This is a genomic window from Salinivibrio proteolyticus, from assembly GCF_001996165.1.
In the GTDB taxonomy this organism is placed as follows: domain Bacteria; phylum Pseudomonadota; class Gammaproteobacteria; order Enterobacterales; family Vibrionaceae; genus Salinivibrio; species Salinivibrio proteolyticus.
This window is the reverse complement of the sequence record NZ_MUFP01000002.1, coordinates 153,128-169,576: the sequence shown is the minus strand read 5'-3', so window position 1 is coordinate 169,576 and position 16,449 is coordinate 153,128. Positions and strand designations below refer to the sequence as shown.

The window sequence follows — 16,449 nt, the reverse complement described above, 5'->3', positions numbered from 1 at the left end:
CGTTGAATTTGTCGGCAAATGGACGCTCAACAACACCACTGAACACGGAAAAATGATCAAGTGAACCACAACAAACGGGCTCTTCCCTATTCTAACCGGAACGATGAAGCTAGATGGCTAAAATACGGTTAATGTCAGATATAGCAAGGGATCGCAAAGGATCGTATCACCATTCCGCGGCTACAGTAGGCTCTCATTCATCGCTACGTATACGATCCAGCAGCACGATCGCCATCATGATCATTGTTCCGCAAGTCGGACACATATCTCAGCCTCGCTAATCTACTGTGAATGTCATTTCAATTTTAAGACCAAACGCTCCCTATCCCTCCTCGTCTGGTGACAATCTCACCGATATTGACCGGGAAAGCTGGAAATGACGCTAGCTTGATCATAGTTCCATACCATAAACAGCCGCTATCCCACGTATTTTGGCTAGGATAATCACACAAGGTAATACTTGCCTGTGGATAAAGTGTGTGTGGGCCATGATCATAGTTTCAATCGATTGATGATCATCGCTTCGCGCTATTGATGATCATTGATACGGGCATTACATGATCATCGTTGGTGACGTATGTTGATCATGCCTCCGACCTTGTGTTGATCATGCTTTCGAGGGTGTCAAAAAATAAAACTCTAATAAACAAACACTTAAATAAAAATCGCCTCATGGATCAATAGATCAGATCATCAAATTAGATCAGTTAAATCATAAAGATCAGTTAGAAGCACTAATAAAAAAGATCTTTCTTTTATGATTTTTTTTTATTAGGATTTATCTGGAAGTATGGTCAATTTACGGTCTTTGCTTATTTGACTATTCTCGCTCTTCAGTGAGCAAGCTATCGGGAAAGGAACGAACTGCACATGAGCAGCACCAAACCAGAAAAAATACTGATTAAAGCCCCACGATCGCACAAAGACGGGCATCTTTTTGAAGTGCACGCTCAACTTGTTGACTGGCTTGCTCAATATGAGCATTTTAAAGGGGTAACCAAAAGTATTCTTGAGTTACTGAACCTGATTTCAGTCCGTGGTTTTTCCTCCCAAGATGGCTATGTATCAACCACAGAATTGGTCGATGCCACTGAAGGCCAACTCACCCGTGCCGCGATTCAGCAACGACTGCGAGCGGCTGTCAGCCTAGGGTTATTCGTCCAACAACCGGTGCGGTTCGAGGAAGGCTTAGCAGGCAAAACCATGCTTCACCGCTTCGTTAATCCTAGTCGTTTAATCTCAACCCTCGGCAGTGCGGGATTAATGACAGAGAAAAGCCGTGATGTGGTCAAACAAAAACGCTCGAAGGCATTGGCACAAAACCAAGTGAATCGCCAACTGCTCAGTGAGCATGGTCTAGGCACGCCTCCCACGATGCCGGATGAGAAAGATCAGATTTTGGTATCGCCGACCAGCTGGGCTGGGATCATTGACCAAGCATTGGCTCCGCCGCGAACGAAAAAAAGTTACCAAAAGTCGATGGTTGCGATCAGTGGCACCAAAGCGATCATCGAGACACGCTCAGCGAAGTCTATCATGACGGTGGACGATCTGATGACCTTGTTTGCGCTGTTTACACTGACAGTGCAATACCATGATCATCATCTGCCCAGTTATGAACTGCAGACGCAGACCATCGGTAATAAAACGCCAATCTATATTACGGACATCCTGCAGCTGCGCGGTAAGAAAGACAGTGGTCCAGCGCGAGATGCCATCCGTGAAAGTATCGATCGGATTGAATTCACTGATTTTCAGTTGCACGAGCTGACGGGACGTTGGTTGAGCGAAAACATGCCGGAAGGGTTTAAAAGTGACCGTTTCCGCTTCCTGGCACGCACCATCACAGCCTCCGAGGAAGCCCCAAAAGAAGGGGATGATGGTGAAGTGAAGATCAAACCGAATCTGTATATTTTGGTCTGGGAACCGTCGTTTTTCGAAGAATTGATGACTAGGGACTATTTCTTCTTGTTCCCCCCCGAGATCTTGCGTCAGCATACCTTGGTCTTCCAGCTGTATTCGCTCTTCAGAAGCCGTCTGTCGCGTCGTTTAGAAGATTCCTTGTTGCTGAGCGAGCTAAACCAGAAAATGGCGAGAAACATCGAATGGCGCCGTTTTTCGAGCGATCTCATTCGAGAGCTTAAAAAGCTGGCTGATGGGAAGGTGACGGATGATGTGTTTGCGGTGAATCTGTGGGGGTATCATCTGACCCTTACTCGCGAGGATGATAAAAAGTATCCTGACTACCGGATGGATATTAAGTGCAATGTGGATGAAGTGATCCGCTATTCACGGGCCAAGATGTATAACGAAGGTAAACGATCGCTAGCGCCGACCATGCCGAACCCGCTGCGTAATGAGATTTTACCCAAACAAGACCTTGATCAGCTTTCCGGGATCATTGATGGGGAGTTTGAACCCATTCAACGCAAAGAAAAATCCAGCGGTCGGTTAGGGCGGCGTGTAAAGTTACGCAAGCATTTGGTTGAAGTGAACGCGGATGAGCTCACGATCGTGTTGTCGAAATATACCTCGGAAGAAGCCCTACAACGCAGTATCACGGCGTTATCCGCAATGACGGGGCATCCAGCGTCTGTGATCACGGAAGAATGCCAAGGCTATTTAGAAAAGCTGGATTGGCTGATGGTGGGTGATAATGTGGTGCCGTACGAGACGCTAAGCCGTACCATTGAGTTTTATAACCAACAGCAGCAAGAGCGTCATCTTTCCATCGAGCGACTGATCTCTGGCTTAGCCGTACGTCGTAAAGTCTGTCAGCGCGTGTATGAAGGCCATTTAGATGGGCAAGTATTAAGCGTACTTGATGAGATCGCCTCAGGGCGTTGACCTTACCGTTTATCATGTCAATAAGGATTGGCAGTAAGTTAACCAAGCGCTGACAATTGCCAAAGTAAGGACGATATACTCAATCTCGATAGATACCTTTGTCCTATTTGATGTCCTCGTCGACATCCTTTGGCACTTATCTCGCCAGCGGGCCCTTGCCCGCTTTTTCTTTGTCTGAACAACACCTCCTAGCATGAAAGCCCAGTCAATTAGGCGTTTCATTGGTGAGTTTACAGTGTAAACTGCCTGCTTTTGCTTCATTGATTTTTGTTGTTTCGGAGATCTATGCCTGTTTTCTTGCCCTTTGCGGCAGTGTCGATTTGGGCGATGAATACCATCGTCAACAAGATGGCGGTGGTGGTGATTGCTCCTGGCGCCATGGCTTTCTATCGATGGTTCTTTGCGATTTTAGTGCTTACTCCCTTTTGTCTGCCGACTTTATGGCGACAACGACGTGCGGTGTTTAAATTAGCACCCCGCCTAGCGGTGTTGGCGTCACTGGGTATGGTGATCAACCAATCGGTCGCCTATTTCGCAGCACAAACGACTACCGCCACCAATATGGCGTTAATTATGTCGTTGGTCCCAATGCTCAGTTTGCTATTTAGCGTATGGTTTTTGAACCAACCTCTAACACGTATCGCAATCGCTGGCGCGATATTGTCCTTCTCGGGGCTTGGGTATATGCTCACACAAGGTCAGCCCATGGCGCTGCTTGAAAGCGGTGTCACTGTCGGTGACGGACTCATGTTGATTTGCGCGTCTGCTTATGCCTTGTATTGTGTATTACTCAAACGCTGGCCGATGTCGGTTTCTAATTGGGTTTCTGTGTATGTACAGGCATTGTTTGCAGTATTGATGCTCTTGCCTGTGCTTTATGCCGCGCCCAGTGCTGATATTGTTCCCGACGCATATCCCTTGGTGGGCTTTGCGGCCGTTGGCGCGTCGGTGTTGGCGCCTGCATTGTGGCTTAATGCGATCGCGCTCAATGGCGCTAGCCGTACCGCGATGTACATGAACTTATTACCCGTACTCACCGCAGGCATTGCCATGATATGGCTTGATGAAGTATTAACGTACTATCACCTCATTGGTGGCAGTTTGGTGCTTATCGGCGTTGGATTATCGCAACGATCTACCCATCCAACACGCTGACAACCGTCTACACTTGATAAATGAGCGTAGTATCAACCAAGGGTGTTGATAGGAGGTGAGCGATGTGGTGGTTAATTGAGTTAGATTGGATGCCTTTATGGGTGACGCCTGCGCAAGGCCGCGTGAAGTCATCGGCCTCATCACCGATTATTTGGTAGTGAACCCAAGGAGAAATCGTTACGAACATGGAAGTGAAGGAAATGGAGACGCCGCGGGTAACGATTCGACCCGCCTTTCGTCGTGAAGCGGCCTATTTCTGGCGTCAGATTTATCACTCTCGCGCGTGGAAGCAGTTTGACGCGCCTTATATTCCTCTCGAACCTGTCTCATTTTGGTCCTTTCGGTTTGGCCTGTTCCGACGTTTTATTGTTGGCGACAGCGCCAAAGTCATTTGTGTGGATGAACGTCCTGTGGGCTATGTGACCTTCTACTGGGAAGACAAACGCACACGCTGGCTTGAAGTGGGGATCACTATTTTTGACCCCGCCGATTGGGGTAGGGGCATCGGTCGTCGCGCGTTGACCTTGTGGGTGGATGAGTTATTTCGCTGCCAAACGCTTAACCGGATAGGGCTGACTACTTGGTCAGGGAACCCCGGTATGATGTGCTGCGCGAAGGCGTTAGGCATGAAAGAAGAAGGCCGGTTGCGTTCGGTGCGCTTCTTTCAAGGTGAGTACTATGATGCGTTACGTTTCGGTGTGCTTCGCGAAGAGTGGTATGGGTTACATCACGCCTCTACCCAGCCTGGGATCCATAGTGTCTCTTTAGACGCCCAACCCGTGCCGCTTGCCGCGGCATCAACCATGCACAAGCATCATACGCTGGTGTGATGCTGGCATCACCTGTTTGTCGATGGCGTGACTCTCAAGCGGGCGTGATAATACATAGCCTTGCAAGTAATCACATTGATGAGCACTCAGCCAAGCAAGCTGTTGCCGTGTTTCGACCCCTTCTGCGACGACACGCAAATCAAGCGCATGGGCCATGGCAATAATCCCACGACACAAAGGGGCTGCTTTGCCGGTTGGCTGATCGATATCCATGATAAAGCTGCGGTCCATCTTCACCACACTGAATGGATATTGGCGCAATAACGATAACGACGAGTAGCCCGTACCAAAATCATCCAGATAGAGCTTCACACCCAATTGATGGAGACGCTGGAGGTTTGTCGCGACACACTCGGAGTGTTCCAGCAAGGCGGTTTCTGTCATTTCTAAAGCTAAGCACTGAGGTGCAAATCGATGGCGTGTGAGCAAGTCTGCAATGTCATCCGCAAAGGAGCTTGCTTGGCATTGCTTAGCGGAAACATTAACCGTAATTGTTGGACACTGACCGGTAGGCAAACGCTCACTCCAGTCATCAAGTTTAAGCGCGACTTGCTCCAATACCCATTCGCCCAATTCGATGATGTAGCCGGTTTCCTCTGCGATAGGAATAAACTCAGCGGGCGAGATGGTCCCGAGGGTTGGATGGTACCAGCGTAATAGCGCCTCGGCGTGGCTAAGTGTTTCATTTTTTCCATCGAAAATAGGCTGATAAGCAAGCGTGAACTGATGTTCGACGAGGGCCTTTTTAAGATCTTGCTCGACAATAAAGCGGTGTTGCACTTTGGCCAGCATCGCAGGTTGAAATATCGCGAGACGCTCTCGCGTGAGCTTAGCGTGATACATGGCAATATCGGCTTGCTGAATAATATCAAGCAACGAGGCATTGGCGTTATTCACTGTCGCGATGCCGATACTGGCACTGATATTGAGAACATGCTCGTCAACGGAATAAGGCTGACTCAATGCGCGAAGCAACTGTTTGGCTTTGGTTTGTGCCAATGCCAATGCACAATCTTGCTCGAGCAAGACAATAAACTCGTCGCCACCAAAGCGAAAGATACGCTCATCGGGGATGTAACGGCTTAATCGCGACGCGACACGTCTAAGTAAGGTATCGCCGACCACATGCCCGAGGGAGTCATTAACGGCCTTAAAACGATCGAGGTCGATAAACAATAGCGTAAAGCTTGTCGCGCGTTGGGCTTTCAACATCGCCAGCATACGTTCCAGCATGCTATCGAGCGCCGCACGATTGGACAGCCCAGTTAAACTATCGTGCCGAGCTTGATGATACAGCTGGCGTGTTTGATTGGTTACCAGTGCCTGTGCCAGCGTGAGTCTGTTCGCATAGGACCAGAAACTCGCCAAAATAGACAGCCCCAACGCAAGCACCAAAATGCCAACTAAAATGGCATAGCGACTTGCAGCACTTCGAGATTGAATATCAAAGAACTGAACCACCAGCCCCTCTTCGCTACCGGGAATGGCAATAAGATCGGTATCTGCGCGTTGATTTTGCCAAGGATGCAGACGCGCGGGTGAATGGGTGGAAAAAAGCTGCTGATGCCCAAACGCTTCTTTGGCCGTCATAGCCATCGCTGGAGACGGGGTGTCGCCTTGCCAAAGTGCCGGGAAAAAGGAGTTGAAATACAAGGTGGTCGCAAGATAGCCCCGCAACTGACCATCAGGTTCGGTAATCGCGGCAAACCAGCGCACACCGTACCCATGCTGATCACTGATGAGCATAGCCTCTGGTTGGCGTTTGAAATAGGCACGCTCCATGGTCACAGTGTTGTCACATTGGGCATCGGCACGCCAACCCAGATAGCCATTTTCTTTTGCTTTAGGCGACACATAAAGTGCGGGGAAGGTGTCGTTACGCATTACCCATTGGCACGCTTTGCGGCTTAATGGCGGATAAGGCTGAACCGGATGACGTTGGGCAAAAACATCACTGAGCTCAGCACGGTTCACGCGAGGCAACCACATCACACTATCAATCCCAGCATTATCTCGGGTATGGGTATCAATGAATCGGTGAAATGCCGCTTGGGAAGGGCCAGTTTCTTGCTGTAAAAAGAGTTGCGCAGAAAGTTGTAGCTGATAAATATGTGAAAAGGCTTTGCTGAGCACATGACGCTGTTTTTCAACTTGTACCGAGAACAAACCGTGTTGACGCTGTATGTCTAGCGTGTAAATTAGCCAACTGGATAACCCCGCCAGCGCAATAACCACGCCGAATCGCCAAATAGGCTGTGATCGCAAAAAGCGCATAATCAAGAAAACAACGTATGACAACCAATGAGGCGATAAGGGTAAGGTGCCTCGATGACAATTTTGATGGCATTTTGTGTCATTTCTGTGAACGCTTGCTTGGATACTGGGTGATGACGGCGATCGGCGTCGTCAAAAATATGACGTATTTTTTATACAGTCAGCAGGTCGGTATCACTGGACGCAATAAGGCAAAAATGTGATGCGAGTCACTCATTGGTTAGTGGCTTGATTAGGAAACGAACTTTTGAAAAGGGTGGTTGATTATTCATTCTTCTCGCGCAGATTCGATACATTATGCCTGATCTTTCGATAGGGGATCACGACCTTCTCTGCTAACTTCTAGTGAGTCGATGGATGACACACTCTCGACAACACCTCTGTTCCTGCCGAGTAATAACACATTGATTGTGGGGGAGTTCCATGAAAAAGTTGGAGAATGTCTCTGCGGTATGTTTCGATCTGGATGGGACCCTAGCGGACCCATTTGACGACCTTGTTGACGCGATATCGGGCATGTTGAAAGGGCTCGATCTACCACCTGAAGATCCGAATACGATCAAAGACTGGATCGGCGATGGCGCAGATTTGTTGATCCACCGGGTGTTAACACGCCAGATCAATGGCCGCGTGTCAGATGCGGTCTTGAATCAGGCGCGCACACTTTTCCTGTCCTCCTATCTGGGCAAAAAACCGCCAAAAACACGACTCTATCCGGGCGTCCTCGAGTGCTTGAAAGGACTGGCACGTCGACAGCTGCCCATGATCTGTACCACGCACATGCAAACTGTTCACGCCAATAGTTTGTTAAAAGCGCTCGGCGTGAGCCACTTTTTCACGCGGATTGTAGGAGCTGATGCGATTGCTGCCTTGCAATCGGGTCCCGATGCCATCTACGAGGCCGCGGCGATTTTACGCGTTGCGCCTACAGAGTTATTGGTTGTTGGGGATGCAGTGAATGATGTTCAGGCCGCAAGGTCGGTCGGATCGCCTGTTGTTTGCGTGACTTACGGCTATAATTACGGAACAGAGATAGAGAAAGCGCGTCCCGATCTGACCCTTGATACACTCGCGACGCTGCCCAATATCATAGAAAAGCCGGTGCATTCACGCGAACAGGGACCAGCAACCACTGTTCCATCGCATCCGGTCATCGCGTCGCCTTTGCCGTCTCACTCCTTGCGCCGGGGAGGTGATGCGCCATTCCGATAAACGGTCAGGAGGGAAGCGTGAAAAACGAACTAGATCCTGCATATCTACTTCGCGCCTACGAGATAGTGACTCAGTTTGGAGAAAAAACCGAACAAGGACATCGCCTAGATGGTATTGAAGCCTTCTCAGATTATGACGGCTACACCATTTATTTAGCTGGAAATGGCGTACAGTTACGGGTGGGGTTTCACAATACATATCACCTGGATTATGAGCACGAAAACCTTAAAACGCAGTTCTTGAATAAGGTCGATGCCTTGGTGAAAAACTATCGACAGTCGTGACCAAACATTCGATAAACGCCCCGCCATGGGGCGTTTTTTTTGGCCGATGATCAGGATTTGTTATGGATAATCAAATCGTTAAGAAAAGCCGTACCGACAAACAGTGCGTAGTGACAGGCACGGATGCTCACTATCAAGCACTAGTGGCGAGTGCAGCCGCTGCCATTTTGGTGATTGATGAATCAGGTGTGATTATCGATGCCAATCCCTACACCCACACGTTGCTTGGCTATGACCATCGGCAACTGGTGGGCAAAAATGTGGAATGCTTGATGCCGCCAGAGCATGAAGGTAAGCATCAGCATTATCTGATGCAATACCTTACCGGTGGCGAAGCAAAAGTGATTGGAACTGGGCGGCGAGTTAAGGCCCGTCATGTCGATGGGCACCTCGTCCCTGTACACCTTGCGGTCAGTGAAGTACAGATAGACAATCGACGTGAGTTTATCGGCATCATGTCTGATCTCAGCGCGCTCACGCAGGCGCAAGCGAGTGTAAAACACGAGCGCAACCAGCTGAAAACCATCATCAATGCGATTGCTAATCCAGTGTTTGTCCGTGAGCTAGGCGGACGATATACCATGGCCAATCATGCGTGTGTCCAGGCCGTTGGGGTCGATAATGTGGAGGCGTTATCTGATGCCTTTGCTCAGTTATTACCCGAAGGAGGACGCGAGACGCTCAACGCGCTGGATCATCAACTGACCATGAATGGCGAGCCGGTGCATACCGATGTAACTCTGAACGATGGCCGCACCTTTAAGCTGGCGAAAACCCTTATCCATCACCTTGAGGGTGAGCCATATGCCATTGTGACTGTCGCGTATGATGCCACCCCACTTCTTAATGCCATGAAAGACGCGGAGCGGGCGAACCAAGCGAAAAGTGACTTTCTTTCTGCAATGAGTCATGAATTACGCACCCCGCTTAACTGTGTGCTTGGCTATGCACAATTATTAATGAATGCGACCTCGCCGGCGTTAGAGGCCACTCAGCAACAATACGTGGCGCAAATACACCAAAGTGGCCGTCATTTACTCACACTGATTAATGATGTGCTGGATCTTGCCAAAATCGAGGCGGGAAAAATTTCCCTCAATCCAAGCTGGGCACCTTTGCGTCCGATGATTTGCGAGGCTGTCGATTCGCTGTTGCCCCTTGCTCATCGCCAGACGGTGAGTTTGCGCCATACCCTACCGGACGCACTTAACGGCGATATTTACGTCGATGTGACCCGATTTAAGCAAGTGCTGATCAACCTCATTAGCAATGCGATTAAATACAACCATGCCGGTGGACGTGTCACGGTATCGACCCGTCAGCAAGCCGAAACGATAACGATCGCGGTGACGGACACAGGCATTGGTATTGAACAGGATAAGCTGAGCGCGTTATTTGAGCCTTTTAATCGCTTAGCTGCAGAGCAAACCCATATTGAAGGGGCAGGAGTAGGGCTTGCGGTCACACAGCAATTGATTGCGCAAATGCACGGTGAGATCACCGTGAGCAGCGAAGTCGGAAAAGGGAGTTGTTTTGCCGTCACCTTTCCCTATCGTGGCCAGTCGTTGACCGAGATAGCGTCTTCATCCACACCATTCACCCTTACCCAGCCGCATCGAGTGCTTTTTATTGAACCAGACGTTGCACAGCAACGCTTAATGGCCGATTGGTTCGAAGATTGGCCGTTACTGACCTTGACCTGTGTCCATGATTTATCGTTGGCAGCCGCGATGGCGCATACCACACCGCCCTCACTGTTCATGGTCAGTTATGCGGTGCTTGATGACATGGCAGATCAGGTTCAGTCGCGACTCGGTGAACGGCCCATGATCGTGGTTAACGTTCCGGACACCGAATCTATGCAATCGCATAGCGATAGTATTGTGACTTTGGCTTCACCGGTATCGGGTACGGCGTTGGGCCGAGCGATGCAAACACTTTTGGAGGACAGGGCATGACACGAGAAAAATCCCAAGCGCAGATCCTGATCATTGATGATCGACCGGAGAATGTCGACTTGTTGACTGCCATGTTGCTGCAATCTGGCTATCAACACATCACAGGCCTTAACGATCCACGCCTTGTGACCGATTACCTCTCCCCGGTCCCCGATTTAGTTTTGCTTGATATGCGTATGCCACAACGCTCGGGACTGGATGTACTCGATCTGTTGAACAATACGCTCGGTGAGCACTGTCCCCCAGTGATGGTGCTCACTGCCGATAGTGATAACAATCTGCGCAACCAAGCCTTATGTCGTGGGGCCATTGATTATCTCACCAAGCCGTTTGACCATCATGAAGTGCTTCAGCGCATCCATAATATTCTTCATTTTCAATTCAAAACCCTGAAAGAGCGTGATCAAGCGGCGCGTTTGCAAATGTTAGTGAATAAGCAAACCGCGGCATTACGTACCCTGTCTTTAACCGATCCTCTAACCAATCTACCCAATCGACGTGCGCTGGTGGATGCGGCTGAACGTCAACTCACAAAGGGGATGGTGACCGTGTTTATGATCGCGTTGGATGGGATGGAGGCGGTAACACAGCATCAAGGCCACTTAATGACAGAAGCGCTGTATAAGCACCTTGCGGGGCTGTTGGCCAGTAGCTCGGTCGCAAGAGGCCGGCGTATTGGCGTCTGGGACAACACTCGTTTGGTGATGTTAGTGGAAGGAGATATCACTGCCATTGACGCACTTGCCAAGCGGATGTGTCGATTATTGAGTGGTCATCACACCCTTGATGGCCGTTTGATGTCGATGCACTGCCATGTGGGAATAGCCCAAGCGGAAGGGGAACATCACGATGTGGAGCAACTCTTTCGCCAAGCGATTCTAGCCATCCCGACCGATGACACCGAAGTGGGTCATTACCACCAAGAGTTGGATGCGCAATCGCAACGTGAGCATATGATCCGTAATGGACTTAGCCCTGCCCTTGAACAAGGGGGTCTGTCTTTGGTCTTTCAGCCCAAATGGGATCTCAATACTGGCAGTATGGTAGGTGCTGAGGCGTTATTGCGTTGGCGTCATCCACAACTGGGAGCGATCAGCCCGGCCGAGTTTATTCCCATTGCCGAGCGAAGTGCCGATATGATCCAACTCGGCGATGCAGTTTTTTCTATGGCGCTGCGTGCGCTGGTCCGTTGGCGAGAGCAATACACCTTGCCCGAGACGTTTCACTTAGCCATCAATGTCTCTTCCCAACAACTTCGCCACGGCTTTGCAGACAGCATTCTTGCCCGCTGCCAAGCGCTGGAAGTACCCACCCAAATCATTCAGCTTGAGGTTACTGAATCGGCATTAATTCGACATATGTCGGTGGCGCTTAAAGAGTTACAACAGCTCCGTGATGCGGGGATGCACATTGCGCTTGATGATTTTGGCACAGGCTACAGTTCATTGAGCTATTTGAAACAGCTTCCTGTGGACTGGGTGAAGCTTGATCGTAGCTTTATTCAAGACCTTGCATCCAACGCCAGTGACAAACACCTTGTTGGCAGCGTGATCGACCTAGCGCATGGGTTCGGCCATGGTGTGGTGGCCGAAGGCGTGGAAGAAGTTGGCCAGCAACAGATTTTGCAGCGTATTGGCTGCGATCAAGCGCAAGGCTTCTTGTATGCCAAACCGCTGGGATCAAAACAGTTTGAACAGCTTCTGCAAACCGGATGTGAATGCCCAGCGACGGCTATCAGTGCGCCCGTGTCTGGATAGCCGTGGTCATCATCGGATTAGAGATGAGTCATGCGTTAGAGGTGGCTGATAATGGTATCGAGGCGCTGATTAAACTCGGTGTCGGTCACCAAGCCTGACGTGGGGTCAAAATGCTGGTGAAAACTCGGCAGCGATACGGTCCCTTTAACCTCAGCGGCAAAATAGGGAGCAGAGTGCTGGGCGCTGGTAAGAACACTCTGTGCACCACTCGGGCCAGGTGAGGTGGCAAGCATGATCACCGGCTTGTGCTGAAAGACTTTACCATCAATACGCGAGGCCCAATCAAACAGGTTTTTATAAGCTGCCGTGTAACTGCCGTTATGCTCAGCAAAGGCAATGACAATCAAATCGGCCTCGCCGATGGCGTGGAAAAATGCCTGCGCCTGCGCTGGAATGCCCTGATCGTTTTCACGATCTTCGCTATAAATTGGCATTTCAAAATCGTTCAGATCGAGAAGCGAAATATCAGCATTGGGGATCTGTTTGGCGACGTAATGGGCCAGTTGTTTATTGATTGAGTGGCGACTGTTCGTCGCGCCAAAGGCCAGTACTTTCATTGGTTATCCTCTTAAGTTAAGTCTTGTGATTGTCACGGAGCAATTATCAGGTAAGTGCCACTTTAAAACCTCAATATTAGTTGAGGTCAATACTGGATGAAAATCAACGTGAAAAGCGTGACGGTACGGTATGCGTAAGGCTTGCGCTTTATCCGTAGGATGCATATCCTGAACACAGTTAGTCGGGGAGCAAGTAATTGCTGAGACTGCGAAAGCAGGACCCGTAGAACCTGATCCAGTTAGCACTGGCGGAGGGAACTGACACGATCAGCGCACAAAGTGATGCATACTGCCGTACTTTGTCTCCTTCCGCCCCTGATGATTAAGGGGCCATTATGAACCTATCTCCACCTGTTATTCTCACCATTGCCGGCTCAGACAGCGGTGGTGGCGCGGGCATTCAAGCTGACATTAAAGCGATTTCAGCGACCGGCGGCTATGCGTGCTCGGTGATCACCGCGCTAACCGCGCAAAATACCTGCGGTGTCGAGGCCGTCTTGGCGGTTGAGCCCGATTTTGTGCGCGCCCAATTAGATGCAGTGTTATACGACATGCCGGTGCGTGCGGTGAAAATCGGTATGCTGGCCAATCAAGCGATTATTCGTGAAGTTGCTGCTGTGCTGGCACGGTCGCCACACTTACCGGTGATTTTAGATCCCGTGATGGTCGCGACCAGCGGCGACCCTTTGCTCGACGAGCAGGCCATGACGGCGTTGATTGAAGAGCTTATTCCGCGAGCAACGGTGCTCACTCCCAACTTGCCGGAGGCCGCTCGCTTGACCGGTCAGCCTGTGCCTACCTCTATAGAGCAAATGCATGAGCTGGTGCCGGCACTTCGCCATCTAGGCTGTCCTTACGTGATGCTCAAAGGAGGCCATTTACACCAGATGCCCGAGAGTGTCGATATGTGGATTAGCCGAGATACCTGTCAGACCTTGCGCGCACGCCGCATTGAAACTACCAACACCCATGGCACCGGATGTTCACTGTCTGCTGCAATCGCCTCGTTTTATGCCCAAGGGATGACGCCTATCGAGGCCGGGCGAGCGGCTAAGCAGTATTTGACAGAGGCTTTAGCGCATAGTCAGCAGCTAACGGTCGGAAGAGGCGCTGGGCCGGTGCATCATTTTTACGCTTACCCTGATAATTTGTGTCTGTCGCCAGCAGAGCATGCTGTCGCGGAATTGCCCTGAGACGAGATGGAAACGATCCGCTGCAACCCAAGTGGGGCAGCGGCATCGAAAAGAAAACAGCAAAGATGCGTTGGACGCGTCCGTTAGGCGGCAGACCAATGTGGTAAACGCTCGGCGGCGATATAAAAGATGCGATCGCCCGGTGCCACTTCAGTGTGTAGGCGAGGGTTCAGGGTGATCCCATCGCCTTTGTCGAGACCAATTAAGGTTGCATCATGCTCATGCTTTAATTGATTAAACAAGGTGCCGACATCGGTTGCACTCGCATCGGTGGGGTAGCGGGCACAGTATTGGGTCATCCCTTGAGCCGTGCTCAATAGCTCGTGATGTAATTGGCTTGAACCGGGATCAACGGCCGCTTTTGCCAGCATTTCTACCGACACAGACGGCACACATTCAGCGTGCGGATAGTGCTGCTTCAATATTTGGCTGAGTGCATCATCTTGAAAATACGCGAGTAAATGAGCGGAAGGGTTTTTGTGAGCGCAGAACAGAGCCGCAGAAAGCGTAATATCGTCTTCTGGGTTATCGATAATAATGCTAGAGGCACTGTCGATGCCGGCGCGCGCTATGCCCTCTGCATCGGTAAAGCTGGTCACGCGCACAAACTCCACCTCGCCAGGCAGCGGATTTTCCATTTCAGGACGGACACAAAGCACGATCGGGCGCTCGCCATGAATACCGCTTTGCAACAACCGGATTAACTGAATGGTACGCTGGCCGTTCCACCCCAAAACTAAAATATGATTTTTCACAGTAAGACTCCGTTTTCCTTGTAATCCACGTCGCCAATAATCCACTAAAGCACTGGTCACATGCCCAATCACCACCGCAAACAGACCGAGCCCACCGGGAATGATCCAAAAGGCGGTAATCCACTGTCCTGCCTCGGTGGCGGGCGAGTAATCGCCATACCCCACGGTAGAGGCGGTGACCACTAAGTAATAGATGTAGCGACTGAGTGACTGAGTCATCTCAGTTTCACCCGCCGATTGTAAAAGCAGCCAGCCAATGACGCCGTAGGCAAGTACGACCAATCCGAGAATACGCCCGTTTAAATGGGCGAAGTGGCTGATAATCCAACGTTTAAAAAGCAACCAAAAGGTCATAGTGTCTCGCTCATTCGCTATGGAAACGCCAGTATGAAGGGATTTCTTATGGGTTTACAGTGTAAATCAACGCATTGGCGTTGAGAGGATCACAGTTTAATCGATTACAAGCGCATACATATGCATAAGGCGTACAATGCAGATATTACCGACTAGGAGGATTTCGCGTGTTTACATCTCGTCGTCAACTCGAACAAGAGCAACAAAAACGTACTGAATTACAACTAAAACTGGAGCAAGTCAATGCCCAAATAGACGCGCTATACAGCGAAAAAGCGACGTTAGAATCGGAGCTGGCCGTGGTACAAAAAAAACGCCAAACCGGTAAAGCGATCGACGCTAATCTGTGCCATTTTGGTGATTCGATTACCGCGACCCAATCTTCGCTGGCGACTCTGGCAGAAACTATTAATGGTGAAAAAGAGCGTGTGACGGAGGTGAGCCATCAGGCGGCGTCATGTGCCGAACAAGTCAATGATCTCGCTCGGCATGTGCAGTCATTATCCGCGCAATGCCAGCAATCGTCGGAAGCAATTCGTGCTCTTGACCAACACGCACAGGAAGTCAGTGGCATTGTGAACTTGATTCGCGATGTGGCCGACCAAACCAATCTGTTGGCCCTGAATGCGGCGATTGAAGCAGCCCGAGCTGGCGAGCAAGGGCGGGGGTTCGCCGTGGTGGCTGATGAAGTCCGTAACCTCGCCGAACGCACCTCCACCGCTACGCAAGATATTACTCAGCTGGTGGAGAAGATTCGCGCCGGGAGTGGGCATGCGTGTACGCTAACCGATCAGCTTGCCAGTGAAGCGATCAAATATAGCGAGCAAGGCCAACAGGTGGCAGATGCGATGGCGACGCAAAGTGAGCAGGCGCAGCACAGTCGAACCACTATTAAAGCATCGGCATTGCGTGCCTTTTGTGAACTGGCAAAACTCGACCATATCAGTTTTAAGTTTGCGATTTATCGTGTGGTGCTCGGTGAAGATAGCATGAACGCCGATGACGTGACCGACCATACCCAGTGCCGCTTAGGGCAGTGGTACGACCGCGGCGAAGGACGACAGTACTTCGCCCAGTTACAAAATTTTAAAGCTATCGCCGCCCCTCATGAGCAAGTACACACTCACGCGAAAGCGGCGGTAGCAGCGTTTCATGCACAGCAACCCGAGCAGATGATCGCGGCGCTAACAGGGATGGAGAGTGCCAGTATGACGGTGATTGATAAACTTGAACATCTGGCGATTGAAGGCAGCGAAGAAGTCGCGTAACGCGA

12 protein-coding genes and 1 riboswitch are annotated in these 16,449 nt (G+C 50.4%); of the genes, 9 read left to right on the top strand and 3 right to left on the bottom strand.

Annotated features, from left to right (window positions below; all coding sequences use genetic code 11):
* Positions 1–870: 870 nt before the first annotated feature.
* The 3 genes from BZJ19_RS02125 to BZJ19_RS02115 all read left to right on the top strand — a co-directional run bounded on the left by BZJ19_RS02125 (position 871) and on the right by BZJ19_RS02115 (position 4,832).
* Complete coding sequence (locus tag BZJ19_RS02125) at positions 871–2,847, top strand: replication initiator protein RctB domain-containing protein (protein ID WP_077674458.1); 1,977 nt, start codon at positions 871–873, stop codon at positions 2,845–2,847.
* 285 nt (positions 2,848–3,132) lie between these two features.
* Positions 3,133–4,002, top strand: a complete 870-nt coding sequence (locus BZJ19_RS02120) for a DMT family transporter (protein ID WP_077674457.1) — start codon at positions 3,133–3,135, stop codon at positions 4,000–4,002.
* Positions 4,003–4,187: 185 nt separating this feature from the next.
* Entirely contained in the window at positions 4,188–4,832 is a 645-nt protein-coding gene (locus tag BZJ19_RS02115; RefSeq protein WP_235608126.1) for a GNAT family N-acetyltransferase, read from the top strand.
* Here BZJ19_RS02115 and BZJ19_RS02110 read toward each other — a convergent pair.
* Positions 4,800–7,067, bottom strand: coding sequence for a bifunctional diguanylate cyclase/phosphodiesterase (locus BZJ19_RS02110; protein WP_162274207.1), 2,268 nt, complete (start codon positions 7,065–7,067; stop codon positions 4,800–4,802). The two genes, BZJ19_RS02115 and BZJ19_RS02110, sit on opposite strands and share 33 nt — an antisense overlap.
* A gap of 462 nt (positions 7,068–7,529) precedes the next feature.
* On the opposite strand from BZJ19_RS02110, the gene BZJ19_RS02100 reads away from it, so the two are divergent.
* From BZJ19_RS02100 to BZJ19_RS02085, 4 genes are all read left to right on the top strand, one after another.
* Positions 7,530–8,318: an HAD family hydrolase gene (locus BZJ19_RS02100; protein ID WP_077674454.1), complete on the top strand. Its 789-nt coding sequence runs from the start codon at positions 7,530–7,532 to the stop codon at positions 8,316–8,318.
* A 17-nt stretch (positions 8,319–8,335) separates the two neighbouring features.
* Positions 8,336–8,602, top strand: a complete 267-nt coding sequence (locus BZJ19_RS02095; protein WP_069586758.1) for a DUF3081 domain-containing protein — start codon at positions 8,336–8,338, stop codon at positions 8,600–8,602.
* A gap of 62 nt (positions 8,603–8,664) precedes the next feature.
* Positions 8,665–10,560, top strand: coding sequence for a PAS domain-containing sensor histidine kinase (locus BZJ19_RS02090; RefSeq protein WP_077674453.1), 1,896 nt, complete (start codon positions 8,665–8,667; stop codon positions 10,558–10,560).
* Complete coding sequence (locus tag BZJ19_RS02085; RefSeq protein ID WP_077674452.1) at positions 10,557–12,317, top strand: putative bifunctional diguanylate cyclase/phosphodiesterase; 1,761 nt, start codon at positions 10,557–10,559, stop codon at positions 12,315–12,317. Before BZJ19_RS02090 ends, BZJ19_RS02085 begins: the two co-directional genes overlap by 4 nt.
* A 35-nt stretch (positions 12,318–12,352) precedes the next feature.
* Here BZJ19_RS02085 and BZJ19_RS02080 read toward each other — a convergent pair whose 3' ends face one another.
* Positions 12,353–12,874 (bottom strand): NADPH-dependent FMN reductase, encoded by a 522-nt coding sequence (locus BZJ19_RS02080; RefSeq protein WP_077674451.1) that lies wholly within the window; start codon positions 12,872–12,874, stop codon positions 12,353–12,355.
* Positions 12,875–13,047: 173 nt separating this feature from the next.
* A riboswitch (TPP riboswitch) is annotated at positions 13,048–13,148 on the top strand.
* A 61-nt stretch (positions 13,149–13,209) separates the two neighbouring features.
* Here BZJ19_RS02080 and thiD point away from each other — a divergent pair.
* On the top strand, positions 13,210–14,067 hold the full coding sequence (gene thiD, locus BZJ19_RS02075; RefSeq protein ID WP_077674450.1) for a bifunctional hydroxymethylpyrimidine kinase/phosphomethylpyrimidine kinase: 858 nt from the start codon (positions 13,210–13,212) through the stop codon (positions 14,065–14,067).
* Between the two features lie 83 nt (positions 14,068–14,150).
* On the opposite strand, the gene BZJ19_RS02070 is transcribed toward thiD, so the two are convergent.
* A complete protein-coding gene (locus BZJ19_RS02070) occupies positions 14,151–15,176 on the bottom strand; it encodes an ion channel (RefSeq protein WP_077674449.1) in 1,026 nt (341 codons plus the stop codon).
* A gap of 167 nt (positions 15,177–15,343) precedes the next feature.
* Between BZJ19_RS02070 and BZJ19_RS17375 the strand changes: the two genes are divergently transcribed.
* Positions 15,344–16,444 carry a methyl-accepting chemotaxis protein gene (locus tag BZJ19_RS17375; protein WP_077674448.1) on the top strand — a complete coding sequence of 367 codons (1,101 nt, stop codon included), beginning with the start codon at positions 15,344–15,346 and terminating at the stop codon, positions 16,442–16,444.
* Positions 16,445–16,449 lie beyond the last annotated feature (5 nt).